At 69.1% G+C, this 25,504-nt stretch carries 21 protein-coding genes; 2 read left to right on the top strand and 19 right to left on the bottom strand.

Annotation, left to right across the window (positions count from 1 at the left end; translation table 11 throughout):
• The first annotated feature begins 22 nt into the window (after positions 1–22).
• A complete protein-coding gene (locus QTI20_RS02765) occupies positions 23–2,188 on the top strand; it encodes a gamma-glutamyltransferase family protein (RefSeq protein ID WP_286550427.1) in 2,166 nt (721 codons plus the stop codon).
• Positions 2,189–2,209: 21 nt separating this feature from the next.
• Here QTI20_RS02765 and QTI20_RS02760 read toward each other — a convergent pair whose 3' ends face one another.
• The 5 genes from QTI20_RS02760 to QTI20_RS02740 all read right to left on the bottom strand — a co-directional run bounded on the left by QTI20_RS02760 (position 2,210) and on the right by QTI20_RS02740 (position 6,553).
• A complete protein-coding gene (locus QTI20_RS02760; RefSeq protein ID WP_286550429.1) occupies positions 2,210–2,851 on the bottom strand; it encodes a response regulator transcription factor in 642 nt (213 codons plus the stop codon).
• Positions 2,848–3,879, bottom strand: coding sequence for a sensor histidine kinase (locus QTI20_RS02755; protein ID WP_286550430.1), 1,032 nt, complete (start codon positions 3,877–3,879; stop codon positions 2,848–2,850). The genes QTI20_RS02760 and QTI20_RS02755 overlap by 4 nt, the downstream gene beginning before the upstream one ends.
• A 201-nt stretch (positions 3,880–4,080) precedes the next feature.
• Positions 4,081–4,815 carry an aspartate/glutamate racemase family protein gene (locus QTI20_RS02750; RefSeq protein WP_286550431.1) on the bottom strand — a complete coding sequence of 245 codons (735 nt, stop codon included), beginning with the start codon at positions 4,813–4,815 and terminating at the stop codon, positions 4,081–4,083.
• Between the two features lie 19 nt (positions 4,816–4,834).
• Positions 4,835–5,728, bottom strand: a complete 894-nt coding sequence (locus QTI20_RS02745) for an amino acid ABC transporter substrate-binding protein (RefSeq protein WP_286550433.1) — start codon at positions 5,726–5,728, stop codon at positions 4,835–4,837.
• 36 nt (positions 5,729–5,764) lie between these two features.
• Positions 5,765–6,553, bottom strand: coding sequence for an aldolase (locus QTI20_RS02740; protein ID WP_286550435.1), 789 nt, complete (start codon positions 6,551–6,553; stop codon positions 5,765–5,767).
• A gap of 159 nt (positions 6,554–6,712) precedes the next feature.
• Between QTI20_RS02740 and QTI20_RS02735 the strand changes: the two genes are divergently transcribed.
• The gene (locus QTI20_RS02735; protein WP_286550436.1) at positions 6,713–7,609 is read left to right on the top strand and encodes a LysR family transcriptional regulator; all 897 of its coding nucleotides are present in this window, start codon (positions 6,713–6,715) and stop codon (positions 7,607–7,609) included.
• Positions 7,610–7,775: 166 nt separating this feature from the next.
• Here the strand turns inward: QTI20_RS02735 and QTI20_RS02730 are convergent, their stop codons facing one another.
• The 14 genes from QTI20_RS02730 to QTI20_RS02665 all read right to left on the bottom strand — a co-directional run bounded on the left by QTI20_RS02730 (position 7,776) and on the right by QTI20_RS02665 (position 25,321).
• Complete coding sequence (locus QTI20_RS02730) at positions 7,776–8,186, bottom strand: copper-binding protein (protein WP_286550438.1); 411 nt, start codon at positions 8,184–8,186, stop codon at positions 7,776–7,778.
• A 54-nt stretch (positions 8,187–8,240) separates the two neighbouring features.
• On the bottom strand, positions 8,241–8,957 hold the full coding sequence (locus QTI20_RS02725; protein ID WP_286550440.1) for an MgtC/SapB family protein: 717 nt from the start codon (positions 8,955–8,957) through the stop codon (positions 8,241–8,243).
• A gap of 28 nt (positions 8,958–8,985) precedes the next feature.
• Complete coding sequence (gene mgtA, locus QTI20_RS02720; protein ID WP_286550442.1) at positions 8,986–11,748, bottom strand: magnesium-translocating P-type ATPase; 2,763 nt, start codon at positions 11,746–11,748, stop codon at positions 8,986–8,988.
• 152 nt (positions 11,749–11,900) lie between these two features.
• A complete protein-coding gene (locus QTI20_RS02715; RefSeq protein ID WP_286551006.1) occupies positions 11,901–13,379 on the bottom strand; it encodes an efflux transporter outer membrane subunit in 1,479 nt (492 codons plus the stop codon).
• Between the two features lie 5 nt (positions 13,380–13,384).
• The gene (locus tag QTI20_RS02710) at positions 13,385–16,519 is read right to left on the bottom strand and encodes an efflux RND transporter permease subunit (RefSeq protein WP_286550443.1); all 3,135 of its coding nucleotides are present in this window, start codon (positions 16,517–16,519) and stop codon (positions 13,385–13,387) included.
• Positions 16,512–17,660: an efflux RND transporter periplasmic adaptor subunit gene (locus tag QTI20_RS02705; RefSeq protein WP_183023159.1), complete on the bottom strand. Its 1,149-nt coding sequence runs from the start codon at positions 17,658–17,660 to the stop codon at positions 16,512–16,514. The genes QTI20_RS02710 and QTI20_RS02705 overlap by 8 nt, the downstream gene beginning before the upstream one ends.
• A gap of 50 nt (positions 17,661–17,710) precedes the next feature.
• The gene (locus tag QTI20_RS02700) at positions 17,711–18,046 is read right to left on the bottom strand and encodes a hypothetical protein (protein WP_286550445.1); all 336 of its coding nucleotides are present in this window, start codon (positions 18,044–18,046) and stop codon (positions 17,711–17,713) included.
• A 515-nt stretch (positions 18,047–18,561) separates the two neighbouring features.
• Positions 18,562–19,287: a haloacid dehalogenase type II gene (locus QTI20_RS02695; protein WP_286550446.1), complete on the bottom strand. Its 726-nt coding sequence runs from the start codon at positions 19,285–19,287 to the stop codon at positions 18,562–18,564.
• Positions 19,288–19,296: 9 nt separating this feature from the next.
• A complete protein-coding gene (gene eda / locus QTI20_RS02690) occupies positions 19,297–19,932 on the bottom strand; it encodes a bifunctional 4-hydroxy-2-oxoglutarate aldolase/2-dehydro-3-deoxy-phosphogluconate aldolase (RefSeq protein ID WP_286550448.1) in 636 nt (211 codons plus the stop codon).
• Positions 19,933–19,977: 45 nt separating this feature from the next.
• Positions 19,978–21,816 carry a phosphogluconate dehydratase gene (gene edd / locus QTI20_RS02685; RefSeq protein ID WP_286550450.1) on the bottom strand — a complete coding sequence of 613 codons (1,839 nt, stop codon included), beginning with the start codon at positions 21,814–21,816 and terminating at the stop codon, positions 19,978–19,980.
• A 108-nt stretch (positions 21,817–21,924) separates the two neighbouring features.
• Complete coding sequence (locus QTI20_RS02680) at positions 21,925–22,932, bottom strand: TRAP transporter substrate-binding protein (RefSeq protein WP_183023154.1); 1,008 nt, start codon at positions 22,930–22,932, stop codon at positions 21,925–21,927.
• Positions 22,933–22,990: 58 nt separating this feature from the next.
• Entirely contained in the window at positions 22,991–24,271 is a 1,281-nt protein-coding gene (locus tag QTI20_RS02675; protein ID WP_286550451.1) for a TRAP transporter large permease, read from the bottom strand.
• Between the two features lie 10 nt (positions 24,272–24,281).
• Positions 24,282–24,797, bottom strand: a complete 516-nt coding sequence (locus QTI20_RS02670) for a TRAP transporter small permease (RefSeq protein ID WP_286550452.1) — start codon at positions 24,795–24,797, stop codon at positions 24,282–24,284.
• Positions 24,794–25,321, bottom strand: a complete 528-nt coding sequence (locus QTI20_RS02665) for a gluconokinase (protein WP_286574136.1) — start codon at positions 25,319–25,321, stop codon at positions 24,794–24,796. Before QTI20_RS02665 ends, QTI20_RS02670 begins: the two co-directional genes overlap by 4 nt.
• Positions 25,322–25,504: the final 183 nt, after the last annotated feature.

Below are 25,504 nucleotides of genomic sequence, written 5' to 3'. Positions count from 1 at the left end.
GTCGGCTTTTCTTTTTTTCACGATGCCCTTTCTGAGACTTCTTCCCGTCGCGCTGGCCGCGACCCTGGCCGCCTGCGGTGGCGGTTCGCACGGTTCCTTCGATCCCATCCAGCCCTCTCCGGCCCCGGTGGACCCGGTCGCGCCGACCGTGCCCGAGCAGCCCACGAGCGGCGTGCGCTTCGACCCCGCGCTGTGCACCCAGCAGGCCGGCGCGCCGCACGGCCAGACCGCCGGCATCGCCGGCACCACCCTGATGGTGACCTCGGCGCACTACGAAGCCTCGAAGGCCGGCTGCAAGGTGCTCGCCACGGGCGGCACCGCCATCGACGCCGCCATCGCGGTGCAGGCCGTGCTGGGCACGGCCGAACCCTTCGCCTCCGGCCTGGGCGGCGGCACCGTGATCACCTACTACGACGCGGCCAGCCGGAAGGTCCGCACCTTCGACGGCTTCTCGGCCGCGCCCGGCAGCACCGGCGGCGCGACCACGGTCTACCAGGCGGTCGCGCAGGACGCGTCGAACCTCGCGCCCTTCAACACCTGCAAGTCGGGCCTCAACGCCGGCGCGTCGATCTCCTCGCAGCAGGGCAACACCAACATCTCTGCCCGCGCGGTGGGCATCCCGGGCACGGTGGCGGTGCTCGACCTGGTGCACCAGGCCTACGGCAAGGCGCCCTGGAACACGCTGTGGGACGATGCCATCGCGTTGGCCGAACACGGCTTCCCGATGACGAAGTACATGTACTCCACGCTCTATGCCGACAGCGCGGAATTCGACGACGACGGCAACCCGGTCGACGCGGGCACCGGCGTGGCCGCCTGGGTCAATTCGGCCGGCACCGCCAAGGGCGCCGCGCGCTGCAAATACCCCGACATCCAGAAGCGCTACTGCGACCCGACCGACAGCAGCGGCCAGCGCCCGCTGCCCATCGGCACGCTGATCACCAACAGCGAGCTCGCCGCCACCATGAAGCGCGTGCGCGATGGCGGCGCCGCGGCCTTCTACGACCCGGCCCAGCCGACGGTGCAGGCCATCGTGCAGCGCACCACCACGGGCAGCCTGCCCTGCGCGTCGATCCTGCCCGTGGCCGGCACCACGGCCAAGCCCAGCGTGGCCAGCACCATCGCCTCGATCCCGAGCCTGATGAGCGCGGCCGACTTCGCCAGCTACCACGCGGTCGAGCGCAAGCCGCTGGTCGGCACGCGTTTCGGCACCACGATCTACACGCAGCCCGCGCCCTCCTTCGGCGGCTTCGTCACGCTCTACACGCTGGGCCTGCTGGAGCGCAAGAAGATCCAGGACGAGGCCTTCAACTCGCCGCGCTTCGTCTACACCGCGGCCGAGGCCAGCCGGCTGGCCAACATCGACCGCCGCACGGTGCTGGGCGACCCGGCCTACTCGAACGTCAACGCGCGCGTGGCCACGCTGCTGTCCGATGCCGCGCTCGACCTGCGCGCCGGCCTGATCGACGGCACGGCCCTGGGCACGGTGCCTGTGGGCGCCGTCGGTGCCTTCGCGGCCACCGACCCGGCGGGCTACGACACGATGGCATCGCTGCTGTCGAAGCGCGGGCGCACGCTGCTGGCCAAGGCCGGCGCGCCGCGCCACGAGGAAGACTGGAACACCACCAGCAACGTCGCGATCGTCGACGCCTACGGCAATGCGCTGTCGATGACCACCACCATCAACACGCACTGGGGCGCGCACCTGGAAGCCGCGGGCATGATGATGAACAACGTGATGTCGAACTTCTCGGCCAGCACGCCGGGCTCGGACGTGAACGGCTACGAGGCCTACAAACGGCCGCGCAGCTCGATCGCACCGGCCATCGCCTTCGATGCCGCGGGCAACCTGCGCCTGGTCTGGGGCTCCGCGGGCGGTGGCCCGATCCCCGACTACATCGTGAAGACCTTCATGGGCCATGTGGTCGGCGGCATGGACATCCAGGCTGCGGTCAACGCGCCCAACTTCACCGGCCAGAACGGCGTCGCCGAGATCGAGAGCGGCTCGGCGCTGGCGCCGCTGGCAGCGGACCTGCGCAGCGGCTTCGGCTACACCGCGAGCACCTTGCAGGTCACCGGGCTGAAGAGCGGCATCAGCGGCATCGCCGTGACGCGCGATGCCCAGGGGCGCCCGGTCTACACCGGCGCGGCCGACAACCGGCGCTCGGGCGCGGCCAACGGCTATTGAGCGAAGACCCAGGCCGGGGACCTACACCCCGGCCTTCTCGATCAGCCGCACCAGCTCGATCAGCGAGGCGGCCTGCATCTTGCGCATCGCCTGGCCGCGCCGGACCTTGACCGTGATCTCGCTGAGGTTGAGGCTGGCCGCGATCTGCTTGTTGAGCAGGCCCTGGATGACCAGCCGCGTGACCTCCTGCTCGCCCGCGCTCAGCGAGGCCCAGCGCAGCTGGAGTTCGGACACCACCGCCTCGCTCGCGCGCCGTGCCCGGTCCTTCTCGATGCCGTGCTGGATCGCATCGAGCAGGTCCTGGTCGCGGAAGGGCTTGGTGAGGAACTCGATGGCGCCGTTCTTCATCGCCTCCACGCTCATCGCGATGTCGCCGTGGCCGGTGATGAAGACGGTGGGCAGCCGGATGCCCAGGTCGCCCATCTGGCGATGGAAGTCCAGCCCGCTCTGGCCGGGCATGCGGATATCGAGCACCAGGCAGCCGGGCGCATCGTCGGGCGGATGCGCGAGGAACTCGCGGGCCGAGCCGAAGGAACGAACCTGCAGCCCGACCGAGGCGAACAGGTCGTCGAGCGCGGCGCGCACCGAATGGTCGTCGTCGATCACGTAGACGATGGGCGGTGTCGCGCGGTCCATCGCCGCTGCTTCCATGTCGCGGTTCATGCGCTCTTTCCTTTGACGAGGGGCACGCTGAAGCGGAAGGTGGCGCCGCCGCTCGCGTTCGGTTCGGCTCCGATCTTCCCACCGTTGGCTTCGACGATGGTCCGGCTGATGCTCAGGCCGAGCCCGATGCCGCCTTCCTTGGTGGTCCAGAAGGCGTCGAACAGGTGGTCGAGCGCCTCCGCGTTCAGGCCGCAGCCCGCGTCCTCGATGCAGAAGAGCACGCTGGCGCCGTCGGGCATCGAGGTCGAGATCCGGATGTCCTTGCGATGGGCCGGGCCCGACGCCACCGCCTCGATGGCGTTCAGCAGCATGTTGCCGATCACCTGCTGGATCTGCACCCGGTCCGCCAGCACGGGAGGCAGCGCGTCGTCGATGTGGGTTTCGAGCGCGATGCCGTGCCGCTCGATCTCGCCGCGCGACATGTCGACGATCTCGCGCACCGCCTGCGGCAGGTCGAAGGCGCTCTTGCGCGGCTTCTCGCCTTTGGTGAGGCTGCGCACGCGGTCGATGATCTCGCTCGCGCGGTGGGCGTCGCTCAGGATGCGGTCGAGGGCCTGCAGGGCCTTCTCCATGTTGGGCGGGTCCTGGGCCAGCCAGCGCTGGCAGGCGTTGCCGCTGGTGACGATGGCGGCCAGCGGCTGGTTGACCTCGTGGGCGATCGAGGCCGTGAGCCCGCCCAGGCTGGTGACGCGCGCGATGCGCAGCAGCCGGGCCTGCGCATCGTGCGCCGCGGCCTGCGCGGCCTCGGTCTTGAGCGCGAGCCAGGTCGTGATCGAGATGGCGACGATGCTGATGCCGGAGTTGACCAGCCCGACCTTGTAGAGGCCGGCCGGCGTGAGGTAGAAGCTGACCACGGTGAGCGCGATGCAGGCGCAGGCCAGCGCGATCGCCGCGCGCACCGTGAGCAGGCTCACCGCCGCCAGGATCACCACCGAATAGAAGACCGCCACCGCCACCGCGTATTCGGTGAGCGTGTCGGCCACGAAGATCGCGGCCATGACGAGCACCATGCCGACAAGGCTCAGCATGCGACGGTATTGCAGCGGCATTCGCATTTTTTGACGCTCGGAACAGCAGGACGCGGAGGACCGGGCGGCACCGATCAGGACAGCCGCCGCCCGTGTGGATGCCGATGCGCGGCGCCGGGGCCGCCCCTTCCGAGGCGTGGCATCGGGAGACGGGCGGGTGGCGCGTTCGGCCGGGGAAGGATACTGCGAAAAAACGCGCGTTCAGGCCGCCGCATAGGCCCGCTGCGCCAGGGCCTGCGCGAGCACCTGGGCCGGGTCGACCAGCCGCACGCCCGGGTGTGCATCCAGTGCGGTGAGCGCCAGCGGGATCTCGGTGCAGGCCAGCACCAGGTGCCGGCAGCCATGGCGCTCGACCATGCTGGCCGCGACCTCGGCGAACAAGGTGCTCGCCAGTGCCATGTCGCCGGCCTTCACGCCCTCGACGATGCCGCGCATCAGCTGCGCGCGTTCCGCCTCCGAAGGCAGGTGGCACACGATGCCCCGCGCTTGCAGCGCCTGCTGGTACAGCCCCAGCCTGTAGGTGCCCAGCGTGGCCAGCAGGCCGACCGATGCCACGCCGTCGTCGGCCAGCGACCGCACCGTCTCGTGCACGATGTGCAGCAGCTCGACCTCCGGGCAGGCCGCCTGCAGCTGCGGATGCCAGGCATGGGCGGTGTTGCAGGCGATCGCGACGCTCACGACCTCGTGCCGCGCCAGCCCTTCGATGCCGCGCAGCATGCCCGCCAGCGGCGACGGGCCGTCGTCGAGCAGCGCCTCGGTGCGGTCCGGCACCGGCAGCTGCACCAGCCAGTGCTCGGGAAAGGCCTGGTCGAACACCGCGCTGCCGCCGGCCTGCAGCTCGCGCTTGCAGGCCGCGACGAACAGGCGGATGAAGTCGGCGCCGGCGGCCGGCCCCATGCCGCCCAGGATGCCGACCTTGCGGCTGTTCATCTGCATCGATGCCACCTCGGCGGGCTCAATAGTCCGCGGGGTTGGGCGAATCCGTGGGCTTGGCGATCACCTTCAGCAGCGCCTCGCTCATCGGGAAGTTCAGGTTCACGCCGCGCGGCGGAATGGGCGACTGGAACCACTTGGCATAGAGCGCCTTGATCTCGCCGCTGGCGTAGAGCTTCTCGATCGTCTTGTCGGCGATGGCCTTGAACTCGGCCTCGCCGCGCGGCAGCATGATGGCGTAGGGGTCCTTGCTCAGCGTGTCGGTGCTCAGCGTGTAGTTGGCCGGGTTGAGCGTGAACGCGATCTGGCCGACCAGGTTGATGTCGTCCTCGAAGAACGCTTCGGCCCGGCCCGAGGTGAAGGTCAGCATGCTGTCGGAGAAGTCCTTGGCCTGGATCAGGTTCAGGTCCAGGTGCTCGGCACGGTCGATGCGGCGGATGCGCGGCACGGTGTTCGAGCCCGTGGTCGCCACGACGGTCTTGCCCTTGAGGTCCTTGAGCGTGTGCAGGTTGCTCGATTTCAATGCCACGAATTTGGCGCCCACCACGAAATAGGTGGTGCTGAAACTCACCTGCGCCTGGCGCTCCGGATTGTTGACGGTCGAGCCGCATTCGAGATCGATGGTGCCGTTCTGCATCAGCGGAATTCGATTCTGCGAGGTCACGGCCTGGCGCCGGATTTCGAGGTTCGGCCGGCCGACGACCTTCTTGATTTCATCGACGACTTTGCCGCAGATTTCCTGGGCATAGCCGATCGGTTCTGCATTGCTGCCGAGATAGGAAAAAGGCACCGACGATTCGCGGTAGGCGACCGTGATGAAATTACGGTCCTGGATGGTCTTGAGCCGACCCGTGAGTTCCGCCGAATTCGCCGTCACGGCGGAAAAGGCCAGTGCCGCAATGGCCAGCGGGAGCATGTTCGATTTCATTTTCAATCTCGCGATCTCTGCAATTCAAAGGGGATAGTCGGGGTCGGTCCGGAGCAGCCGTCTCTTGACGCTTTCCAGGTGCTGGATGGCGCTTTCGCTGCCGCCCGAGCGCATCTGCGCGTAGGTGGCCTGGGCCAGTTCGGGCGCGACGGGGCGGAGCTTTCGGCCGGTCGATTCGGCCAGCACCTGGACCTCGCAGGCGCGCTCCAGGTAGTAGAGGTCGTTCCACGCGTTCGCGATCGTCTGCCCGACCACCATCACGCCGTGGTTGCGCATGAACACCACGTCGGCGTCGCCGATGGCTCGCGCGATGCGGTCGCCCTCGAGCGCGTCGAGCGCCAGGCCGTTGAAATCGTCCACTGCCGTGCGCCCGTAGAACTTCAGCGAAGTCTGGCCGGCCCACCGCAGCGGCTGCCCCTCGACCATCGCCAGACAGGTCGCATAGGGCATGTGCGTGTGGAAGGCGACCCGGGCGCGCGGCAGGTTCTTGTGCACCCGGGCATGGATGTAATAGGCGGTGATTTCCGGCGCGCGGTCGCCCTGGACCACATTGCCTTCGAAGTCGCAAATGATAAGATCCGACGCCCTTATTTCATCGAATGCCAGGCCGAAGGGATTGACGAGGAAATACCCGTCGAATCCGGGCACGACGGCCGAGAAGTGATTGCAGATTCCTTCTTCCATGCCCAGCCGGGCCGCCATCCGAAAACAGGCGGCCAATTCGATCCGCGCCAGCCGGACCTCGGCATTGTCGAAAATCTTCGGATCGATGGAGTGCAGGGAATTCGGATTTCCCGCCAGTGAATGCGCCATGTATTCTTCAATGAGATTTCAAGGTGGAAATGGCAGATCGGAATGCGCTTTTTTAAAACACGGCCCGAATGCCTTCATGGACCTGAAGTCTGCGGGCGTCCACCCAGGGCGTCAAATTAGAATTCGACCGAGCGCGATAAGCTTTTCTTATGGGGCCCCATGAAGCTCAAACACATCGAAGTATTCAACGCCATCATGCTGTCGGGCAGCGTGAGCGCGGCAGCCCGGATACTCAACGTGACCCAGCCCGCGGTCACGCAGACGCTCAAGCACGCCGAGCAACAGCTGGGCTATGCGCTGTTCTTCCGCGAGAAGAACGGGCTGCGGCCCACGCCCGAGGCGCGCCACCTGTACCCGCGGTCGAAGAAGATCTTCGAGCAGGTCGATGAGTTGCGGCGCCTGGCGCAGTCGCTGAAGACCGACGGCGCCTCGCAGTTCAGGGTCGGCATCGTGCCCTCGCTGTCCACCAAGTGCCTGTCGCTGGCGCTGAGCCTGTTCAAGGCCCGGCACCCGGCGGTCGCGGTGTCGATCAAGGTCCTGCATTCGGACGACATCCTGCGCGCGGTCGCGCTGCAGGAATGCGACCTGGGCATCGCCTATGGCGAGTTCGACTTTCCCTCGGTCGACGCCGAGGTGGTGGGCGTCGGGCACCTGGTCTGGGTGGAGCAGAAGGAAGCGGACACGACCGGCGCGGACACCTCGGACATCGCCATCGCCGACATCGCGGCCACCGACTTCATCGGCATCGACAAGGACGACCCGGTGGGCAAGGTGCTGCTGGGCCACCTGAGCGAAAGCGCGGTCTTCACCCAGACCCGGCTCTCGGCCCAGACCTACCAGTCAGCGCTGCTGCTGACGCTCGACGGCTTCGGCCCCTGCATCGTCGACTCCTTCACCGCGCGCTTCGCGGACCCCGAGGCACTGGTGTTCAGGGACGTGTCACCGCGCATCCCCGTGGCCGTGTCGGCCATCTCGACGGCCGAAGGGCGGCAGCTCCAGGGCTTCGAGGATTTCCTGAATGCCTTCAGGACCTCGCTGGGGCAGACGGAAGACTGACCCGGACTTGACCGGACGCAGAGGGCGCAAAGAAACGCAGAGATCGCAGAAAGGACGAGGCAATCATTTCAATGTCTTCTTTCGCGTCCTTTGCGAAACCTCTGCGTCCTCTGCGTCCGGCTGTCCGCTTGCACTTTCACTTGGCAGCGGTCGAGGCGCAGCCGCATCAATCGCATGGCTGGAAGCGCACGCACTCGGCCACCACCTGGATCGCCGTCACCACGTTCTCGCCCTCGATGTGCTTCGAGCTGAACTTGACCGTTGCGCCTTCGGCAATGCCGCTCAGCAGCGAACGGTCGGTGACCCTGAAGGTCTGGGTCGTGAAGGGCAGCTTCGACCTCGGCATCAGCTTCAGCCGGACATAGGACTTGCCGCCAGGCTCATCGAGGAAGGACGCGACGCGGGCGCGGGTCAGCACGGTGGCGGCCGGCGCATCGGCCGCCGGGGCGGCGGCAGCCCCCGTCGCCATCAGAGAAAAGACGGCGATGGCGGCCCACACGCCGTGCGATTTGCTCCACATAGGCACCTCCTGGTCGTGACCCTGGATGCCCGCTGTCTCCCCGTCCACAGCGGGCACGGATGTTGTCGGTTGTCTCTGCACCGCATCCTGCCACAAGCCGTTCAGCCGCCCTCAGCCCTCCGCCCCCGCATTCCAGAACGCCTGCTGCACCCCCGGCAGGCTTTCCAGCTGCGCCATCACGCGGTCGAGTTCCTCGGCCTGCACGGCCGTGGCGTAGAGCGTGGCCTCGATCTCGGCGTCCAGCTGGCCAAAAGGATGCTGGTCGACGTCGCGCACCGGATAACTGGCGGCCTCCAGCAGCTCGAGCAGTTTTTCCCGCACCTCCGCCTGCACGCCGCGCGAGCAGATCACGTAGGCGACGTAGGTCGCCTCGCTGAACTCCTCCTGCACCGGGTTGCGGTTGATGCGGTTGACCACCGGCCGCAGCAAGGTGTTGCTGGCCAGCACGAAGAGCGCGGCCAACAGGGCCTCGCCGATCAGGTCGGCTCCGGCGCAAGCGCCGACCGCGGCCGAGCCCCACAGGGTGGCGGCGGTGTTGAGGCCGGTGATGTTGGCGCCTTCCTTCATGATCGCGCCGGCACCCAGGAAGCCGATGCCCGAGACCACGTAGGCCACCACGTGCACCGCGCCCTCGTGGCCGCCGAGCCGGTTCGCCATGTCCACGAACACCGCCGCGCCCACCGCCACCAGCGTGTTGGTGCGCAGGCCCGCGGTGCGCTGGCGCACCTGGCGCTCGAAACCGATCAGGCCGCCCAGCGCGAAGGCCGTCGAGAGGCTGACGAAGGTGTCGAGCATCGAGCTCAGGTTCAGGTTCTGCAGCGCTTGCATGGGGTGCGGGTCCTTCGCGTGGGGCGTCTCATTGCCAGCCGAAGCGCCGAATATAGAAGCGCTTCATGACGGTGGCGAGCACACAGTAGCCCAGCAGGATGGCCGCCAGCCACGGGAAGTAGGCCAGCGGCAGCGGCTGCAGCCCGAAGTAGCCCGCCAGCGGGCTCATGGGCAGCGCGATGCCGGCGGCCATGATCGCCAGCGTCATGCCCATCAGCGCCGGCGCCGGGCGGCTCTCGATGAAGGGCAGCCTGGGCGTGCGGATCATGTGCACCACCAGCGTCTGCGTGAGCAGGCCCACCACGAACCAGCCGGTCTGGAACAGGGTCTGCTGCGCGGGCGTCTTCGCATCGAAGAAGTGCCACATCACGCCGAAGGTCACGATGTCGAAGACCGAGCTGATCGGCCCGAAGAAGACCATGAAGCGGCCGATGTCCGCGGGGTTCCAGCGCAAGGGCTTCTTCACCAGCTCCGGGTCGACGTTGTCGAAGGGGATGCCGGTCTGCGAGATGTCGTAGAGCAGGTTCTGCACCAGCAGCTGCAGCGGCAGCATCGGCAGGAAGGGCAGCCAGGCGCTGGCCACCAGCACCGAGAACACGTTGCCGAAGTTCGAGCTGGCGGTCATGCGGATGTACTTGAGCATGTTGCAGAAGGTGTTGCGGCCTTCGACCACGCCCTCCTCCAGCACCATCAGGCTCTTCTCCAGCAGGATGATGTCGGCCGCCTCCTTGGCGATGTCCACCGCGCTGTCGACGCTGATGCCGATGTCGGCCGCCCGCAGCGCCGGCGCATCATTGATGCCGTCGCCCATGAAGCCGACCACATGGCCGTTGGCGCGCAGCGCGCGCACGATGCGCTCCTTGTGCAGCGGCGTGAGCCGGGCGAACACCTGGTGCGCCTCCACCGCCTGCGCCAGCGCCGCCTCGCTCATGCGCTCGACCTGCGGCCCCAGCAGCACGGTGCCGACCGCCAGCCCCACCTGCTCGCACACGCGGGCCGTGACCAGTTCGTTGTCGCCCGTCAGCACCTTGGCCTGCACGCCGTGCTCGGCCAGCATGCGCAGGGCCGGCGCGGCCGAGTCCTTGGGTGGATCGAGGAAGGCGATGTAGCCGACCAGCGTCAGCTCGGCCTCGTCGGCCACCGAATAGGCGGTCTGCGTGGCCGGCAGCTCCTTCATCGCCACCGCGACCACCCGCAGGCCGTCGGCGTTGAGCTGCTGCGTGATCCGGCGCACGTGCGTCAGCAGGCGCGCGTCCATCGGCAGGTCCTCATGGCCCGCGCGGGTGGCGTTGCGCACCCGGGTACAGACCGCCAGCATCTCCTCGACCGCGCCCTTGCAGATCAGCTCGTGATGGTCCTCGCGCTCCGACACCACCACCGACATGCGGCGGCGCTCGAAGTCGAAGGGCACCTCGTCGACCTTGCGGTAGTCCTCGGCCAGCTTGAGCTCCGACTGCAGCTCGACGTGCTCGAGCACCGCGCGGTCGAGCAGGTTCTTGAGCCCCGTCTGGTAGTGGCTGTTGAGGTAGGCGAACTTGAGCACCTCCTGCGACGCGTGGCCGAAGGGGTCGGTGTGGCGCTCGAGCGCGATCCTGTCCTGCGTCAAGGTGCCGGTCTTGTCGGTGCACAGCACGTCCATCGCGCCGAAGTTCTGGATCGCGTCGAGCCGCTTGACGATCACCTTCTTGCGCGACAGCAGCACCGCGCCCTTGGCCAGCGTCGATGTCACGACCATCGCCAGCATCTCGGGCACCAGCCCGACCGCGACCGCCAGCGCGAACAGGAAGGCCTCCATCCAGTCGCCCTTTGTGAAGCCGTTGATCACCAGCACCAGCGGCACCATCACCAGCGCGAAGCGGATCAGCAGCCAGACCACGCTGTTGACGCCGGCCTCGAAGGCGGTCGGCGCGCGGTCGCTGCGGGTCACGCGTGTGGCCAGCGTGCCGAAGTAGGTGCTGTTGCCGGTCGCGACCACCAGCGCCGTGGCCGAGCCCGAGACCACGTTGGTGCCCATGAACACCAGGTTGCGCGCCTCGAGCACCGAGACGAAACCGTTGCCGTCCTCGGCGAACTTCTCCACCGGCAGGGATTCGCCGGTCATCGCGGCCTGGGCCACGAACAGGTCCTTGGCGGTCATCAGCCGGCAGTCGGCCGGGATCATGTCGCCGGCCGACAGCACGATGTGGTCGCCGGGCACCAGCTCGCGGATCGGCACCTCGCGCTGCCCGGCGGCGCGCCGGCCCTGCGGGCCGAAGCCGGAGGGCGTGTCGCCGGGCCCGCGGCGGATCACGGTCGCGGTGTTGCCGACCATCGCCTTGAGCCGTGCCGACGCACGGTTGGAGCGACCTTCCTGCACGAAGCGGATCAACGTGCTCAAGACCACCATCGTGCCGATCACGACCGTGGCCTTCATGTCGCCGGTGGCGTCGGACACCACGGCCAGCGCGGTCAGCAGCAGGTTGAACGGGTTCTTGTAGCAGAGCCACAGATGCCGCCAGGGCGACAGCGCCTTCTCGTGCGCGACCTCGTTGGCACCGAAGCGCTCGAGGCGCTCCGCGGCCTCGTCGGCGCTCAGCCCGTCCTCGTGCGAGCCCGCGCGCACCAGCACCCCGGCCAGGTCGTCGCTCGCGGCCTTGAGCATGTCGCGCGAGACCTGCTCCGGCACGCCCTGGGCGGCCCCGCGCCCGCCCACCGTGTGCGGCAGCGCGGCACGGCTGAACAGCGCCGAGATGTGCCGCCGTTCGAGCACGCCCCCGAACCAGTTGCGGAAGACTTTTCCGATGATTTTCATGTCATGACTCCCAGGGCCTCCGCCGCGAAGGCAGGCCCGTGATGGCGCCGAGGAATGCCGGCGGCGCCGTGGTGCGATCGCGAGCCGACATGGGGATGCCTGCCCGCGAGGGAAACAGCGCGAGAACGATCGGCCTCGCGCCGCGCGTTGCGTCAGTGCGGCGTGTCGTCCGCCGCGGCCACGTTCCACCAGCCGCCGCCCAGCGACTGGAACAAGGCCACCGCATCGGTGAAGCGGCTGGCCTGGGCCTGGATCAGCGTGCTCACCGCCTGCTGGTGGGTCTGCTGCGCGAGGATCAGCTCGGCCGCGCCACCGGCGCCGAGTTCGCGCTGCCGCCGTGCGTAGCCCAGGCTCTTGCGCGAAGCGGACTCCGCGGCCGCGGCGGCGCGCAGGGTCTGCGCATCGCTGACGATGGCCTGCAGCGTGTCGGCGGTGTTCTGGAAGGCCGTCAGCACGGTGCTGCGGTATTGCGCCGCCGCTTGTTCGTAGCTGGCCTCGGCCGCGCGCTGCTGGTGCAGCAGCGTGCCGCCGTGGAAGATCGGCTGGGCCAGCCCGCCGCCGATGAACCAGAAGCCGGTGCCGCTGCCCAGCAGCTGCGACAAGGCCAGCGCCGAACTGCCCACGTTGGCCGTGAGCGTGAGGCTGGGCAGCCGCGCCGCGGTGGCCACGCCGACCTGGGCACTGGCCGCGTGCAGCTGGGCCTGCGCCGCGCGGATGTCCGGGCGCTGCTCGACCAGGCGCGAGGGCAGGCTCAGCGGCAGTTCCTGCGGCAGCACCAGCGAAGCCAGTTCGAAGCGCGGCGCCACGTCCTCGCTGGGCAGCCGTCCGCCCAGCACGGCCAGCAGGTGCCGTTGCTGCGCCAGCTGCTTCTCCAGCCCCGGCAGCACCGCCTCGGCCTGCGCCAGCGCCGACTCCTGCGCCGCCACCTCGATGCCGCCCAGCTGGCCGGCCGCGTGCTGGCGGCGCGTGATGTCGAGCAGCTGCGTCGACAGCGCGATCAGGTCGCGCGTGGCCTGGCACTGCGCGCGCAGCGACGCCTCCTGGATCGCGGCATTGACGATGTTGGTCGTCAGCGTGATGTAGACGGCCTCGCGCTGGAAGCGCTGCACGTCGGCCTGCGCCGTCAGGGCCTCGACCTGGCGCCGGTTGGCGCCGAACACGTCGGGCACATAGCTGATGTTCAGCTGCGCGCTGTGCAGCGTGTAGAGCGAGGCGCCCGACTCGGCCGGGCTGGCCAGCGGGTTGGCCACGCGCTGACGCGTCGGCGTGAACTGCAGGTCGAGCTTGGGCAGCGCCTCGCCGCGCTGCGCGGCCACGCCTTCCTGCGCCGCGCGCAGGGCCGCCTGCGCGGCCTGCAGGTCGGGGTTGGCGCGCAGGGCCGAGGCCACCAGTTCGTCGAGCGCGTCCGAGCCGAACACGCGCCACCATTGGGCGGGCACGTCCTGGCCTTCGACGAAGCGCTGGGCCTCGCCCGCGATGCCCGGTGCGGAGGTCGTCTGCGCGGGGAGCGGCTCGGCGGTGTAGCCGCGGGTCGCGGGCGCCTCGGGCTTCTGGAAATCCGGCCCGACGGCGCAGCCGCCGACGGCCAGCAGCAGCGCGAGGGCCGCGGTGCCGGTGATTCGCTTCTTCATCGTCATCAGACTTCTCCCTGGGCCAGTCGGGGCAGGCCGTCGATGCCTTCGTCCGCGGGGCTGTCGGCCGGTTGCCGGCGCGCCGCGCGCGCCTCGATCAGGTGATAGAGCGCCGGCAGCAGCAGCAGCGTCAGGGCCGTGGCCGTGATCAGGCCGCCCACCACCACCGTGGCCAGCGGGCGCTGCACGTCGCTGCCCAGGCCCGTGGCCAGCATCGCCGGCGTGAGGCCGAAGGCGGCCACGGTGGCGGTCATCAGCACCGGCCGCATGCGGCTGGCCGCGCCTTCGAGCACGGCCTCGCGCAGCGGCTTGCCTTCCTCGCTGCGCAGCCGGTTGATCTGCGCGATCATCAGCACGCCGTTGAGCACCGCCACGCCGAACAGCGCGATGAAGCCGACGGCGCTCGAAACGCTCAAGGTCATGCCGCGCAGGTGCAGCGCGGCCAGGCCGCCCAGCATCGCCAGCGGCACCGCGGCCAGCACCAGCAGCGGCTGGCGCAGGTTGCGGAACTCGCCGAACAGCAGCATGAACATCAGGCCCAGCGTCATCGGCAGGATCACCAGCAGCCGCGCCTCGGCGCGCTGCAGGTTCTCGAACTGCCCGCCCCAGGCCAGCTGGATGCGCTGGGCGTCGAAGTGCACCTGCTGGTCCACCAGCGGCTGCGCCTCGGCCAGGAAGCTCGACAGGTCGCGGCCGCGCACGTTGAGCTTGACCACGATGTGGCGCCGCGCCATCTCGCGCACGATCACGCTCTCGCCCGAGACCGTGCTGATGTGCGCCACTTCCGACAGCGGCACCTTGGCGCCGTTGGGCGTGGTCAGCATCAGGTTGCCGATCGCGTCGGGGCTCGAGCGCGCGGCCGTGGGGAAGCGCACCGTCATGTCGTAGCTCTTCTCGCCCACGTAGAGCCGGCCCACGGGCGAGCCGCCGATGCCGGTGGCGATCAGGTCGGCCACGTCGGCGGCATTGAGGCCGTAGCGCGCGGCCGCGGCGCGGTCGAGCTCGATCTTGAGGTTGGGCAGCGGCGGCTCCACGTCGAGCGCCACGTCGGCCGCGCCGGGCACGCCCTCCAGCGTGTGGGCCACCTGCTGCGCGACCCCGCGCACCTCGGCCAGGTCGTTGCCGAACACCTTGACCGTGAGGTCGCTGTGCGCGCCCGACAGCTTGTCCTGCACGCCGTCGATCATCGGTTGCATGAAGCCGACGGTCACGCCGGGCATCTGCGCATAGCGCTCGCCCAGCTTGGCGATCAGCTCCTGCTTGGTCATGCCCGACTTCCATTCCTTGTAGGGGTGCAGGCCGACGCTGGACTCGATGTGCGAGGGCGTGAAGTAGTCGGTGCCGTCGTCGTTGCGCCCGGTCTGGGTCACCATGTAGCTGACCTCGGGGAATTCCAGCGTCGCGCGGCGCAGCTCGCTGGCCATCTCCGAGGCCTTGTCCAGCGTGATGCCCGGCGGCAGCGTCACCTGCAGCCACAGCGAGCCTTCGTCGAGGTACGGCAGGAAGTCGCGCCCGATGGTGCCGCCCAGCACGCCGAGCCCGGCCACGGCCGCCAGGCACACCAGCAGCACCCAGCGGGTCTTGCCGACCGCGCGCTCGAGGAAGCGGCGGTAGGCCCGGCCCAGCGCCTCGAGCGGGCGGTTGTGGAAGATGCGCCGCGGTTTGCGGAAGGCCAGCCAGGCAAGGCCCGGGATCAGCGTGAGCGAGACCACCAGCGCACCGCACAGCGCCGCGCCGACCGCATAGGCCATGGGCGAGAACAGCTTGTATTCGATGCGCTGGAAGGCGAACAGCGGCAGGTAGGCCGCGATGATCACGCCCATGCCGAAGAACAGCGGGCGCGCCACCTTGAGCGTGGCGGTGATCGCATCGCGCGCCGTGAGCATGCGGCCCTCCTCCTCCTCGCGCCGGCGCAGGATGCCCTCGACCAGCACCACCGCGCCGTCGACCAGGATGCCGAAGTCGATCGCGCCCAGCGACAGCAGGTTGGCCGGCACCTTGAAGTGGTGCATGAAGATGAAGGCCATCAGCAGCGACAGCGGGATGGTCAGCGCCACGATCACCGCCGCGCGCGGGCTGCCCAGGAACAGCAGCAGCACCACGCTCACCAGCACCATGCCCTCGGTCAGTGTGCCGCCCACGGTGTGCAGCGTGGCCTCGATCAGCGAGGTGCGGTCCAGGTAGGCCACCACCTTGACGTCCTTGGGCAGCAGGCTCTCGTTGAGCTCGCGCACCGCCTCGTGCACGCCGGCCAGCGCCACCGACGGGTTGAAGTCCTTGAGCAGCAGCGTGATGCCTTCGATGGTGTCGGGGTTGTCGTCCTTGCCCAGGATGCCGCGGCGCTCGACGTTGCCGTAGACCAGCTTGCCCAGGTCCTTGACCAGCACCGGCACGCCGTTCTTCGACTTGACCACCACGTTGCCCATGTCGTCGAGCGAACGCAGCAGGCCCACGCCGCGCACCACATAGCTCTGCTCGCCGCGGTCGACCACGCTGCCGCCGCCGTTGGCGTTGTTGGCGGTCAATGCGTCCTTCACCTGCTGCAGCGTGAGGCCGTACTCGGTCAGCCGCTCGGGTTCGAGCTCGAGCGTGAACTGCGTCGTGAGGCCGCCGAAGTTGGCGACGTCGACCACCCCGGGCACCTTCTTCAGGCGCGGGATCACGGTCCAGAACTGCAGCTCCGACAGCTCGCGCAGGCTGCGCGTCTTCGACTCCAGCGTGTAGCGGTAGATCTCGCCCGTGGGCGAGGTGTAGGCGTCCAGCCCCGGCGTGGCGCCGTAGGGCAGCGTGACGCTGTTCATGCGTTCCTGCAGCCGCTGGCGGGCGAAGTAGCCGTCGGTGCCGTCCTCGAACACGACGGTGATCAGCGACAGCGCGAACAGGCTGCGCGAGCGCAGCACGTGCATGCCCGGCGTGCCCAGCAGCGCGCGCTCCAGCGGGATGGTGATCTGCTGCTCGACTTCCTCGGCGCCCAGGCCCGGCACCTGCGTCACGATCTGCGAGGTGACGTCGGCGATGTCGGGAAAGGCCTCGACCGGCAGCTGCTTCCAGCTCCAGACGCCGTAGAGCGCCACGAAGACGAACAGCAGCCAGACGATGCCGCGGCGCTGGAAGCAGGTGGTGACGATGCGCTCAATCATTCAGCAGCACTCCGTCCTTGACCACGATGCGCTCGCCGGCCGAAAGGCCCGCCAGCACCTCGACGCCGTTGCCCGGCACGCTGGCGCCGACATTGACCACGCGCGACTCGAAATGGAAGGGCGTCTTCTCGACGAACACCCGCGTGTAGAGGCCGCTCTGCAGCACGGCCGCGGCCGGCACCACCAGGGTCGGGCGGCTCACGCCGGCGAAGCTCACGCGCGCGAACATGCCGGGCTTGATGCGGCCGTCGCGGTTGTCGATGGCCACCCGGACCTTGACCGTGCGGGTCTCGGTGTCGAGCAGGTCGCCCACGTACTTCACCTGACCCTCGACCGGCTGGTCGGCATAGGCGTTGAGCGTGATGCGCGCCTTCTGGCCCGGGAACACCTGCGCCATCTCCTTCTCCGGCACGCTGGCCGAGAGCCAGACCGTCGACAGGTCGGCCACCGTCATGATCGGCGCCGTGATGTCGTTCCAGTAGCCGCCCTGCGCGCCCGCCATGTCGACCACGCGGCCGGCGATGGGCGAACGCAGCACGTACTCGCGGTGCGAGCTGGCATCGGCGACCACGCCCAGCTGGGCCAGCCGGCCGGCGCTGGCGCGCGCATCGTTCTCGGCCGCGGCCAGCGCGAGCTGCGCGGCCTCGTAGTCCTTGCGCGCCGAGATGTCGCCGTCGAACAGCGCCTTCTGCCGCTCGAATTCGCGCCGCGCCTGCAGCAGCGCCGACTGGGCCTTGGCATGCTCGTTGTAGACCGTCCCGAGGTCCGACGAATCGAGGGTGAAGAGCGCGTCGCCGGCCTTCACCGCATCGCCCAGCGTGCGGTGCAGCTTGACGATGCGGCCGGCCAGGGGCGGCGTCACCTTCACCAGCTTCTCGGGCAGGGCCTCGATCACGCCCGGCGCGTCGATGCCCTGGGCCAGCGCCTGCTGCCGGACGGCGTCGACCTGCAGGCTGTGGCGCAGCGGCGAGGCCTCGGGCACGATCAGCAGGTGGCCTTCGTGCTGCAGGCCGTGCGCCGGCGCCGCATGGCTTTCGGCGGCGGCGGCACCGGGCAGCAGTTTCTTGACATCGCAGGCCGTGAGCAGCGTGCTGCCGGCGCAGACGATGGCGACGGCGATCGCGAGACGGGCTTTTTTCATCGGATTTCTCCTGGGGGATCGGGGACGGGTGAAGGAGGTCGGGCCGCGGGTCAGGCCTGCGGTCGGCCGACCAGAAGGGAGAACGGCGACAGGCGCGGCATGACCGCCGGCGCATGCGCGGTGTCGTGCACGATGCCGCCGGCGGCCGCGAGCCGGGCCCGCGCATCGCGCGGCAGGTGCCGCAGCACGCCGGCGCGTTCGGTGACGGAAAGCATGGACAGCGCATCGGCGATGACGCGCGTCGAGAGATCGGCCAGCGCCAGCGCACAGGCGCGCTGGCCATGGACGGCGAGCAGCTCGCACAGCACGGCGCTGCGGTGCGAGGCGATGGCGGCACGCAGCGCGCGCTGCAGTGCGTCGTGGAAACGAGGGGTGCGAAACAGCATGAGGATCTCCTTCGGCCACGCGGCCGCGGAGGCGTCCTCACGCGTTCAGGTGAGTGCGGGCCTCCGGACCGGCGCCGGATATGCAAAGTTCATGGGATGGGGTGCGAAGACAGTCGGCGCGCAGCGGCGCCCCTCAGGGTCGGGATCCATGGTGGCCTCCTGAGGTGGGGGTGCCCGGCACGGCACGCCGGCGCGCGAAGGCGACGGCTGCGGGTTCGGTGTTGGCAGTGTTCATATCTCACCTTGTCGACGCGCCGAACAGGCCGCCGCAGGCGAGCATGAAAAAGTAGTTTCAGGCTCGACCGGACGGTCTCAACGGCGCACGCTTCGACGACTGTCGCTGGGCATGGTTGAAAGATCCTTTGGAGTCGTCGAGATTCGTCTGTTCGTCTCGATGACGAAGCGAATTTTGCCTGCCGTTACAAGGGAAAACCAGGAGCTCGGAGGATGTGATTGCGCGCCCGATGTATCGCCGGGCTATACCAAGGTATATCCCGGCGACGGGCCCTGCCGGCTCAGCAGCCCAGCAGGTCGGCCAGCGCGCCGATGTCGCGCGCGTGCAGCGTGTTGTCCGGCTGCGGCGAGACGTCCTTGGGCTGGCCCGGGCCGAACTCGAACGGGCGCTCGATGTAGCCGGTGCGCAGGCCGCAGGCGCGCGCGGCCGCCAGGTCGTCGTGGTGCGCGGCCGCGAGCATGACCTGGCCGGGCGTGGTGTCGAACACCGCGGCCACGCCCAGGTAGGTGCGCGGGTCGGGCTTGTAGGCCTTGAAGACCTCGGCCGACAGCACGCAGTCCCAGGGCAGGCCGGCGTTCTTGGCCATCTCGGTGAGCAGGCCGATGTTGCCGTTGGACAGGCTGCAGATGATGTATTTCGACTTGAGCCGGGTCAGGCCCGCCACCGCGTCGGGCCAGGCCGGCAAGCGGTGCCAGGCGCAGTTGAGTTCGCGCTTCTGCGCCGCGTCGAGGTGCGTGATGCTGAAGTCGCGCAGCACGGTCTCGAGGATGCTGCGGTGCAGCTCGTCGAGCAGCGTGAAGCCGCCCTCGCCTTCGGCGATGCGCGCCATCACGCCGCGCATCGCGGGCTGGTAGCCGGCGCGCCAGGCCAACGCGAAGGCGCTGCCGTCGACGCCCGGGATCATGCGCTCGGCCTCGGCCGCGATGCCGCCGTGCCAGTCGACCACCGTGCCGAAGACATCGAAGGCGATGACCTTGAGCTCGGCCGCTTCGGGCTTCTGCAGCATGGCGGCTCCTCAGCGTTGCAGCTGCGAGGCTTCGCGCGCGAGTTGCTCGATGCGCGCCCAGTCGCCGGCCTGGATGGCGTCGTTCGGCACGATCCACGAGCCGCCCACGCAGGCCACGTTCGACAGCGCCAGGAACTCGGCCGCGTTGCCCGCGTGGATGCCGCCGGTGGGGCAGAAGGTCACGTCGCCGAAGGGCCCTTGCCAGGCCTTGAGCATCGGCAGGCCGCCGGCCTGCATCGCGGGGAAGAACTTGAGCTGCTGGTAGCCGTCTTCCTGCGCCGTCATGATCTCGCTGCCGGTGGCCACGCCGGGCAGCAGCGGCAGGCCGAGGTCGTGGCAGGCCCTGCCCACCGCGCGGGTGTAGCCCGGGCTCACGCCGAACTTCGCGCCCGCCAGCGCCGAGGCCTGCGCATCGGCCGCGCTGCGGATGGTGCCGGCGCCGGCCACGGCTTCGGGCACTTCCTTCGCGATGGCTTCGATGCACTGCAGCGCCTGCGGCGTGCGCAGCGTGACTTCGAGCATGCGGATGCCGCCGGCCACCAGCGCGCGCGCCAGCGGCACGGCATGGGCCACGTCGTGCAGCACGATCACCGGGATCACCGGGGCATCGCGCATCACGTCGAGGGCGGTGAGTTTTTCGTTCATGTCAGGGTTCCACTGTTGCTGTGTTCTAGAGATTCAGGGTGCCGCTCAAAGCCACGAGCAGGCGCCCTCTTCGGCTGTCAATGCGTTGCGCCGCATGCCGGCAAACAGCTCGCGGCCCAGGCCGCGGCCGTCGGCCAGGCGCTGCGCCTCGGGCATCGGCACATTCTCGCGCGCCGCCCATTCGTCCTGCGGCACCAGCACGGCCAGCGTGCCTTCCACGCCGTCGAGACGGATCACGTCGCCGTCGCGTACCTTGGCCAGCGGGCCGCCGGCCGCGGCTTCGGGCGAGACGTGGATGGCCGCGGGCACCTTGCCCGAGGCGCCGCTCATGCGGCCGTCGGTGACCAGGGCCACGCGGAAGCCCTTGCCCTGCAGCACCGACAGCGGCGGCGTGAGCTTGTGCAGTTCGGGCATGCCGTTGGCCTGCGGACCCTGCCAGCGCACCACGCAGACCACGTCGCGGTCGAGCTCGCCGGCGGTGAAGGCCTTCTGCAGCGCGGCCTGCGAATCGAAGACGCGCGCCGGCGCCTCGATCACATGGCGGTCGTCGGGCACCGAGGACACCTTGATGACGCTGCGCCCGAGGTTGCCCTTGAGCAGCTTGAGCCCGCCGGTGGGGCTGAAGGGCGCCGACACCGGCCGCGCCACCGCCTCGTTCTTCGACGGGGCCGCCGCGTGCCAGTGCAGCACGCCCTCGGCCGAGGGCTCGCCCGCCATGCTCGGGATGTTGGCGAATTCGGCGATGCCGCCCGCGCGCACGGTCAGCACGTCGGCGTGCATCAGGCCCGCGCCGACGAGCTCGCCGATCACGTAGCCCGGGCCGCCCGCTTCCTGGAAGGCGTTGACGTCGGCGCTGCCGTTGGGATAGACCCGCGTGAGCAGCGGCACCACGTCGGAGAGTTCGGAGAAATCGTTCCAGTCGATCACGATGCCGGCCGCGCGCGCCACCGCCACCCAGTGGATCAGGTGGTTGGTCGAGCCGCCGGTGGCCAGCAGCGCCGCCATCGCGTTGACGATCGCGCGCTCGTCGACCAGCCGGCCGATCGGCGGGCAGGCGAAGGCCTCGGACGAAGCCTTGCCCAGCACCGTGCGCACCGCCTCGCGCGTGAGCGCCTCGCGCATCGCGTCGCCGGGCTGGATGAAGGCCGTGCCGGGCACGTGCAGGCCCATGGCCTCGAGCAGCATCTGGTTGCTGTTGGCGGTGCCGTAGAAGGTGCAGGTGCCGGGCGCGTGGTAGGCCGCCATCTCGGCGTCCATCAGGCCCTGGCGGCCGACCAGGCCCTGGGCCGCCTTCTCGCGCACCTTGGCCTTGTCGTTATTCGACAGGCCCGAGGGCATCGGACCGGCCGGCACGAACACGGTCGGCAGGTGGCCGAAGTGCAGCGCGCCGATCAGCAGGCCGGGCACGATCTTGTCGCACACGCCGAGCATCAGCGCGGCGTCGAACATGTCGTGCGTGAGCGCGACCGCGGTGCCCATCGCGATCACGTCGCGGCTGAACAGGCTCAGTTCCATGCCGGGCGTGCCCTGGGTCACGCCGTCGCACATGGCCGGCACGCCGCCCGCGACCTGCGCGGTGGCGCCGAGGCGGCGGGCCTCGTGCTTGATGATGTCGGGGTAGCCCTGGAACGGCGCGTGCGCCGAGAGCATGTCGTTGTAGGCGGTGACGATGCCGATGTTGGGCCGGCGCTCGGCCACGATGCGCAGCTTGTCGTTGGCGGGCACGCCGGCCACCGCATGGGCCACGTTGGCGCAGCCCATGCGGTCGGAGCCGCGGTCGCGCTCGCCGTAGGCTTCGATCTGTTCGAGGTAGGCGGCGCGGGTGGGCGCGCTGCGTTCGCGGATGCGTCGGGTGACGGCTTGGACGGTGTCGTGGAGTGGCATGCTGGGGCTGTGGATGCGCCGGCTGGCTGGGGCCTCATGGTAAACCCCGCAGATGGCGCGATGCAGGCGAAGGGGGTGCGAGACCTCCTTCGCCCAAGGGGATGGCGCTTACTTGCCGCGCACCTGCGCGACGGCCGCGTTGACCGCGTCCCAGGTCTCCTGGCCCACCGACTTGGCGATGCCGCCGTTCACGCTGACGAGCTTCTCGCGCATGCGGTTGGCCTCGGCGGCGGGCAGTTCGTTGACCTGCATGCCCTTGGACTTGAGCTCGGCCAGCGCCTGGGTGGCCTCCTCGCGCGTGTCCTTGCGCTCGAAGTCGCGGCTCTTCAGCGCGGCGTCTTGCAGCACCTTCTTCTCGGCCGGGCTCAGCGTGTCCCACCACTTCTTGCTGACCGTGACGATCCAGGGGCTGTAGACGTGGTTGGTGACGGTCAGGTACTTCTGCACTTCGTAGAACTTGCTCGACACCACGGTGTTGAACGGGTTCTCCTGGCCGTCGACCGCGCGCGTCTCGAGGGCCGTGAAGAGTTCCGAGAAGGGCAGCGGCACGGCGTTGGCACCCAGCGCCTTGAAGCTGTCGAGGAACACGTTGTTCTGCATCACGCGCAGCTTGATGTCACCCATGTCTTCCAGCTTCTGGACCGGGCGCTTGCTGTTGGTCAGGTTGCGGAAGCCGTTCTCCCAATAGACCAGGCCGACCATGCCCTTGGGCTCGAGCTTGGCCTTGACCTTCTCGCCCACCGGGCCGTCGAGCACGGCGTCGGCTTCCTTCACGTTGCCGAACAGGAAGGGTGTGTCCCAGACGGCCATCTCGGGCACGATGCCCACGAGCGTGGCGGTCGAGCCGACCATCATCTCCTGCGCGCCGCCGATCAGCGCCTGCTGCATCTGGGTGTCGGAGCCCAGCGAGGCGTTGCCGATGCCGCGCACCTTCATCTTGCCGCCGGTGGCCTTCTCGACCTCCTGGGCGAACAGGCGCACCGCGCGGCCCTGGTTGGAGTTGTCCACCAGGCCATAGCCGAAGCGCACGATGCGCGGCTTGAAGTCCTGGGCCTGGACCGCGCCGGCGGCAGCGAGTGCGGCCACGAGGCCGACGAGAGCGAAACGGATGCGCATTGGGAAGTCTCCTGAGTATCGAAAGGGAAAAGGAAAAGGAATGGCGCGCGGGCCGCCGTCAGTGCATCCAGGCCAGCGGCGCGGTGATGAGCGAGGGGAACAGCACGAAGAGCACGACCAGCAGCACGTACATCAGCAGGAAGGGCGTGGTGCCCTTGATCACGGTTTCCATGCGCAGCCGGCCGACGCCGGCCACCACGTTCTGCACCGTGCCCACGGGCGGCGTGATCAGGCCGATGCAGCCCACGTAGATGAACATGAAGCCGAAGTACACCGGGTCGATGCCGGCCTTCACCGCCAGCGGCGCGCACACCGGGCCGAAGATCAGGATGGTGGGCGTCAGGTCCATCGCGGTGCCGACCACCAGCAGGAACAGCATCATCAGCGCCATGAACACGACGGGGTTGCCCATCACGCCCGAGAAGCTGTCGGCCAGCATGTTGGGCAGGTCGGCCAGCGTGATCATGTAGGCGGTCACGGTCGCGGCGCCGCACAGGAACATCACCACCGAGGTGGTCTTGCCGGCGTTGAGGAAGACCTGGTAGAGGTCGGCCCAGCTCAGCTCGCGGTAGACGAACATCGAGACGATCAGCGCATAGACCGCCGCCACCACCGCGGCCTCGGTGGGCGTGAAGATGCCTCCCTTGAGGCCGCCCAGGATGATGACCGGCATCATCATGGCCCAGAAGCTGTGCAGCAGCGCCTTCATGCGCGCGCCCCAGGCCACGCGCGTCATCGCCGGCAGCTTGTGCTTGCGCGCGATCCACCACCAGGCGGCGATCAGGAACAGGCCCATCATCAGGCCGGGGAACACGCCGGCCAGGAACAGCTTGCTGATCGAGGTGTTGGTGGTCACGCCGTAGATCACGAAGGGCATCGACGGCGGGATGATCGGCGCGATGATGCCGCCCGAGGCCAGCAGGCCCGCGCTGTAGCTGGCCGGGTACTTCTGCTCGCGCATCATCGGCAGCAGGATGGTCGCGAGCGCGGCGGTGTCGGCGATGGCCGAGCCGCTCATCGAGGCCAGCAGCACCGCGGCGCCGATGGCGACGAAGCCCAGGCCGCCGGGGATGTGGCCGACGAAGGCGCGCGCCAGGTCGATGATGCGGCGCGACAGGCCGCCCGCGTTCATCAGTTCGCCGGCCAGGATGAAGAAGGGCACGGCCAGCAACGGGAAGTTGTCGAAGCCGGCCTGCAGGTTCTGCGCGAGCAGCTGCGCGTCGAAGAAGTCCAGGTGCCACATGAGGGCGACACCGGTCAGCACCAGCGAGTGGGCGATCGGCATGCCGATCACCATGCCGCCGATGAGCACGAACAGGAAGATGGCGGTGACGATCATCGGGCCGTCCTCACTCGATCTCGCCCGCGGCGCCCGACGGCGCCGGCGGCTCGCCGCGCACCAGGTCGAACACCAGCGCCACCAGCAGGCCGGCCGCCAGCACCAGCGTGGCCGCGGCACCGAGCGCCAGCGGATAGCCCAGCACGGTGCTGTAGCTTTCCATGCCGGCGATCACCTGCGTCCACGCGCCCTTGAGCAGCAGCACCATGCAGGCGGCCACCAGCAGCTGGCTCAGCCAGAACAGCGCCTTGCGCGAGCCGCCCTTGAGGCGCGAGGTCACCATGTCGAAGCCCAGGTGCTTGCCCTCGAAGGCCGCCACGATGGTGCCGACGGCCACCAGCCAGACGAACAGCAGGCGCGAGATTTCCTCGTACGACACGATGCTGGTGGCGAACACGTAGCGCAGCACGACGTTCACGAAGACCGCGACGACCATGCCGGCCAGCGCCACGACCATGAAGAGTTCGGCCAGGCGCTGGAGCACCGGCTTGGGACGCGCGGGCGGCGCGGAGGGGGAATGGCTCATGCGATGTCTCCGGGCGCGCTGTCGGGCCCTGCGGTTGAAGAAGAAGAAGAAGGGGCGGCCCAGGCCACGACGGCCGCGACCAGTTCGGGCACGGGTCGGGTGGCGTCCAGCACCAGCACCCCGGGCTCGCCTTCGGGCGACTCGAGCGTGGCGAACTGGTTCGAGACCAGCGCCGGCGAGAAGAAATGGCCGGCACGCGTCTGCACGCGCGCCAGGGCCGCGTCGTAGTCCAGCGCGAGAAACACGAAGCCCAGGCGGGGCGCGGCCTGGCGCAGCCGGTCGCGGTAGCGGCGGCGCAGCGCCGAACAGGTCAGCACCCGGCCCGCGCCCTCGGGCGGCGAGGCCAGCAGCCCGGCCAGGCGCTCGAGCCAACCCGCGCGGTCGGCGTCGGTCAGCGGCGTGCCGGCGCGCATCTTGGCCACGCTCTCCGGCGCGTGGTACGCGTCGCCCTCGTGCAGCGTCCAGCCCAGCGCCTGCGCGCAGGCCTCGCCGACGCTCGACTTGCCGCAGCCGGACACGCCCATGACCACGATGGCCTGTGGTTGAAATTGTGAGATAGCGCTATCCATGGAAATCAAAAAAAGGCCCGGACAGCGGTCCAGGCCATGGCAATCCTTGCCTTCTTCAAGCTCATTTTCAGAGGAAAGAAGTCCATGCGCAGCTTTTCGGCAGGCGCGACTACTTGTTAACCCTCTGAAGGATAGCGC

The organism is Variovorax sp. J2P1-31 (assembly GCF_030317215.1).
GTDB lineage: Bacteria > Pseudomonadota > Gammaproteobacteria > Burkholderiales > Burkholderiaceae_C > Variovorax.
The sequence above is the reverse complement of the archived record's forward strand: the minus strand, read 5'-3'. Positions and strand labels throughout refer to the sequence as shown.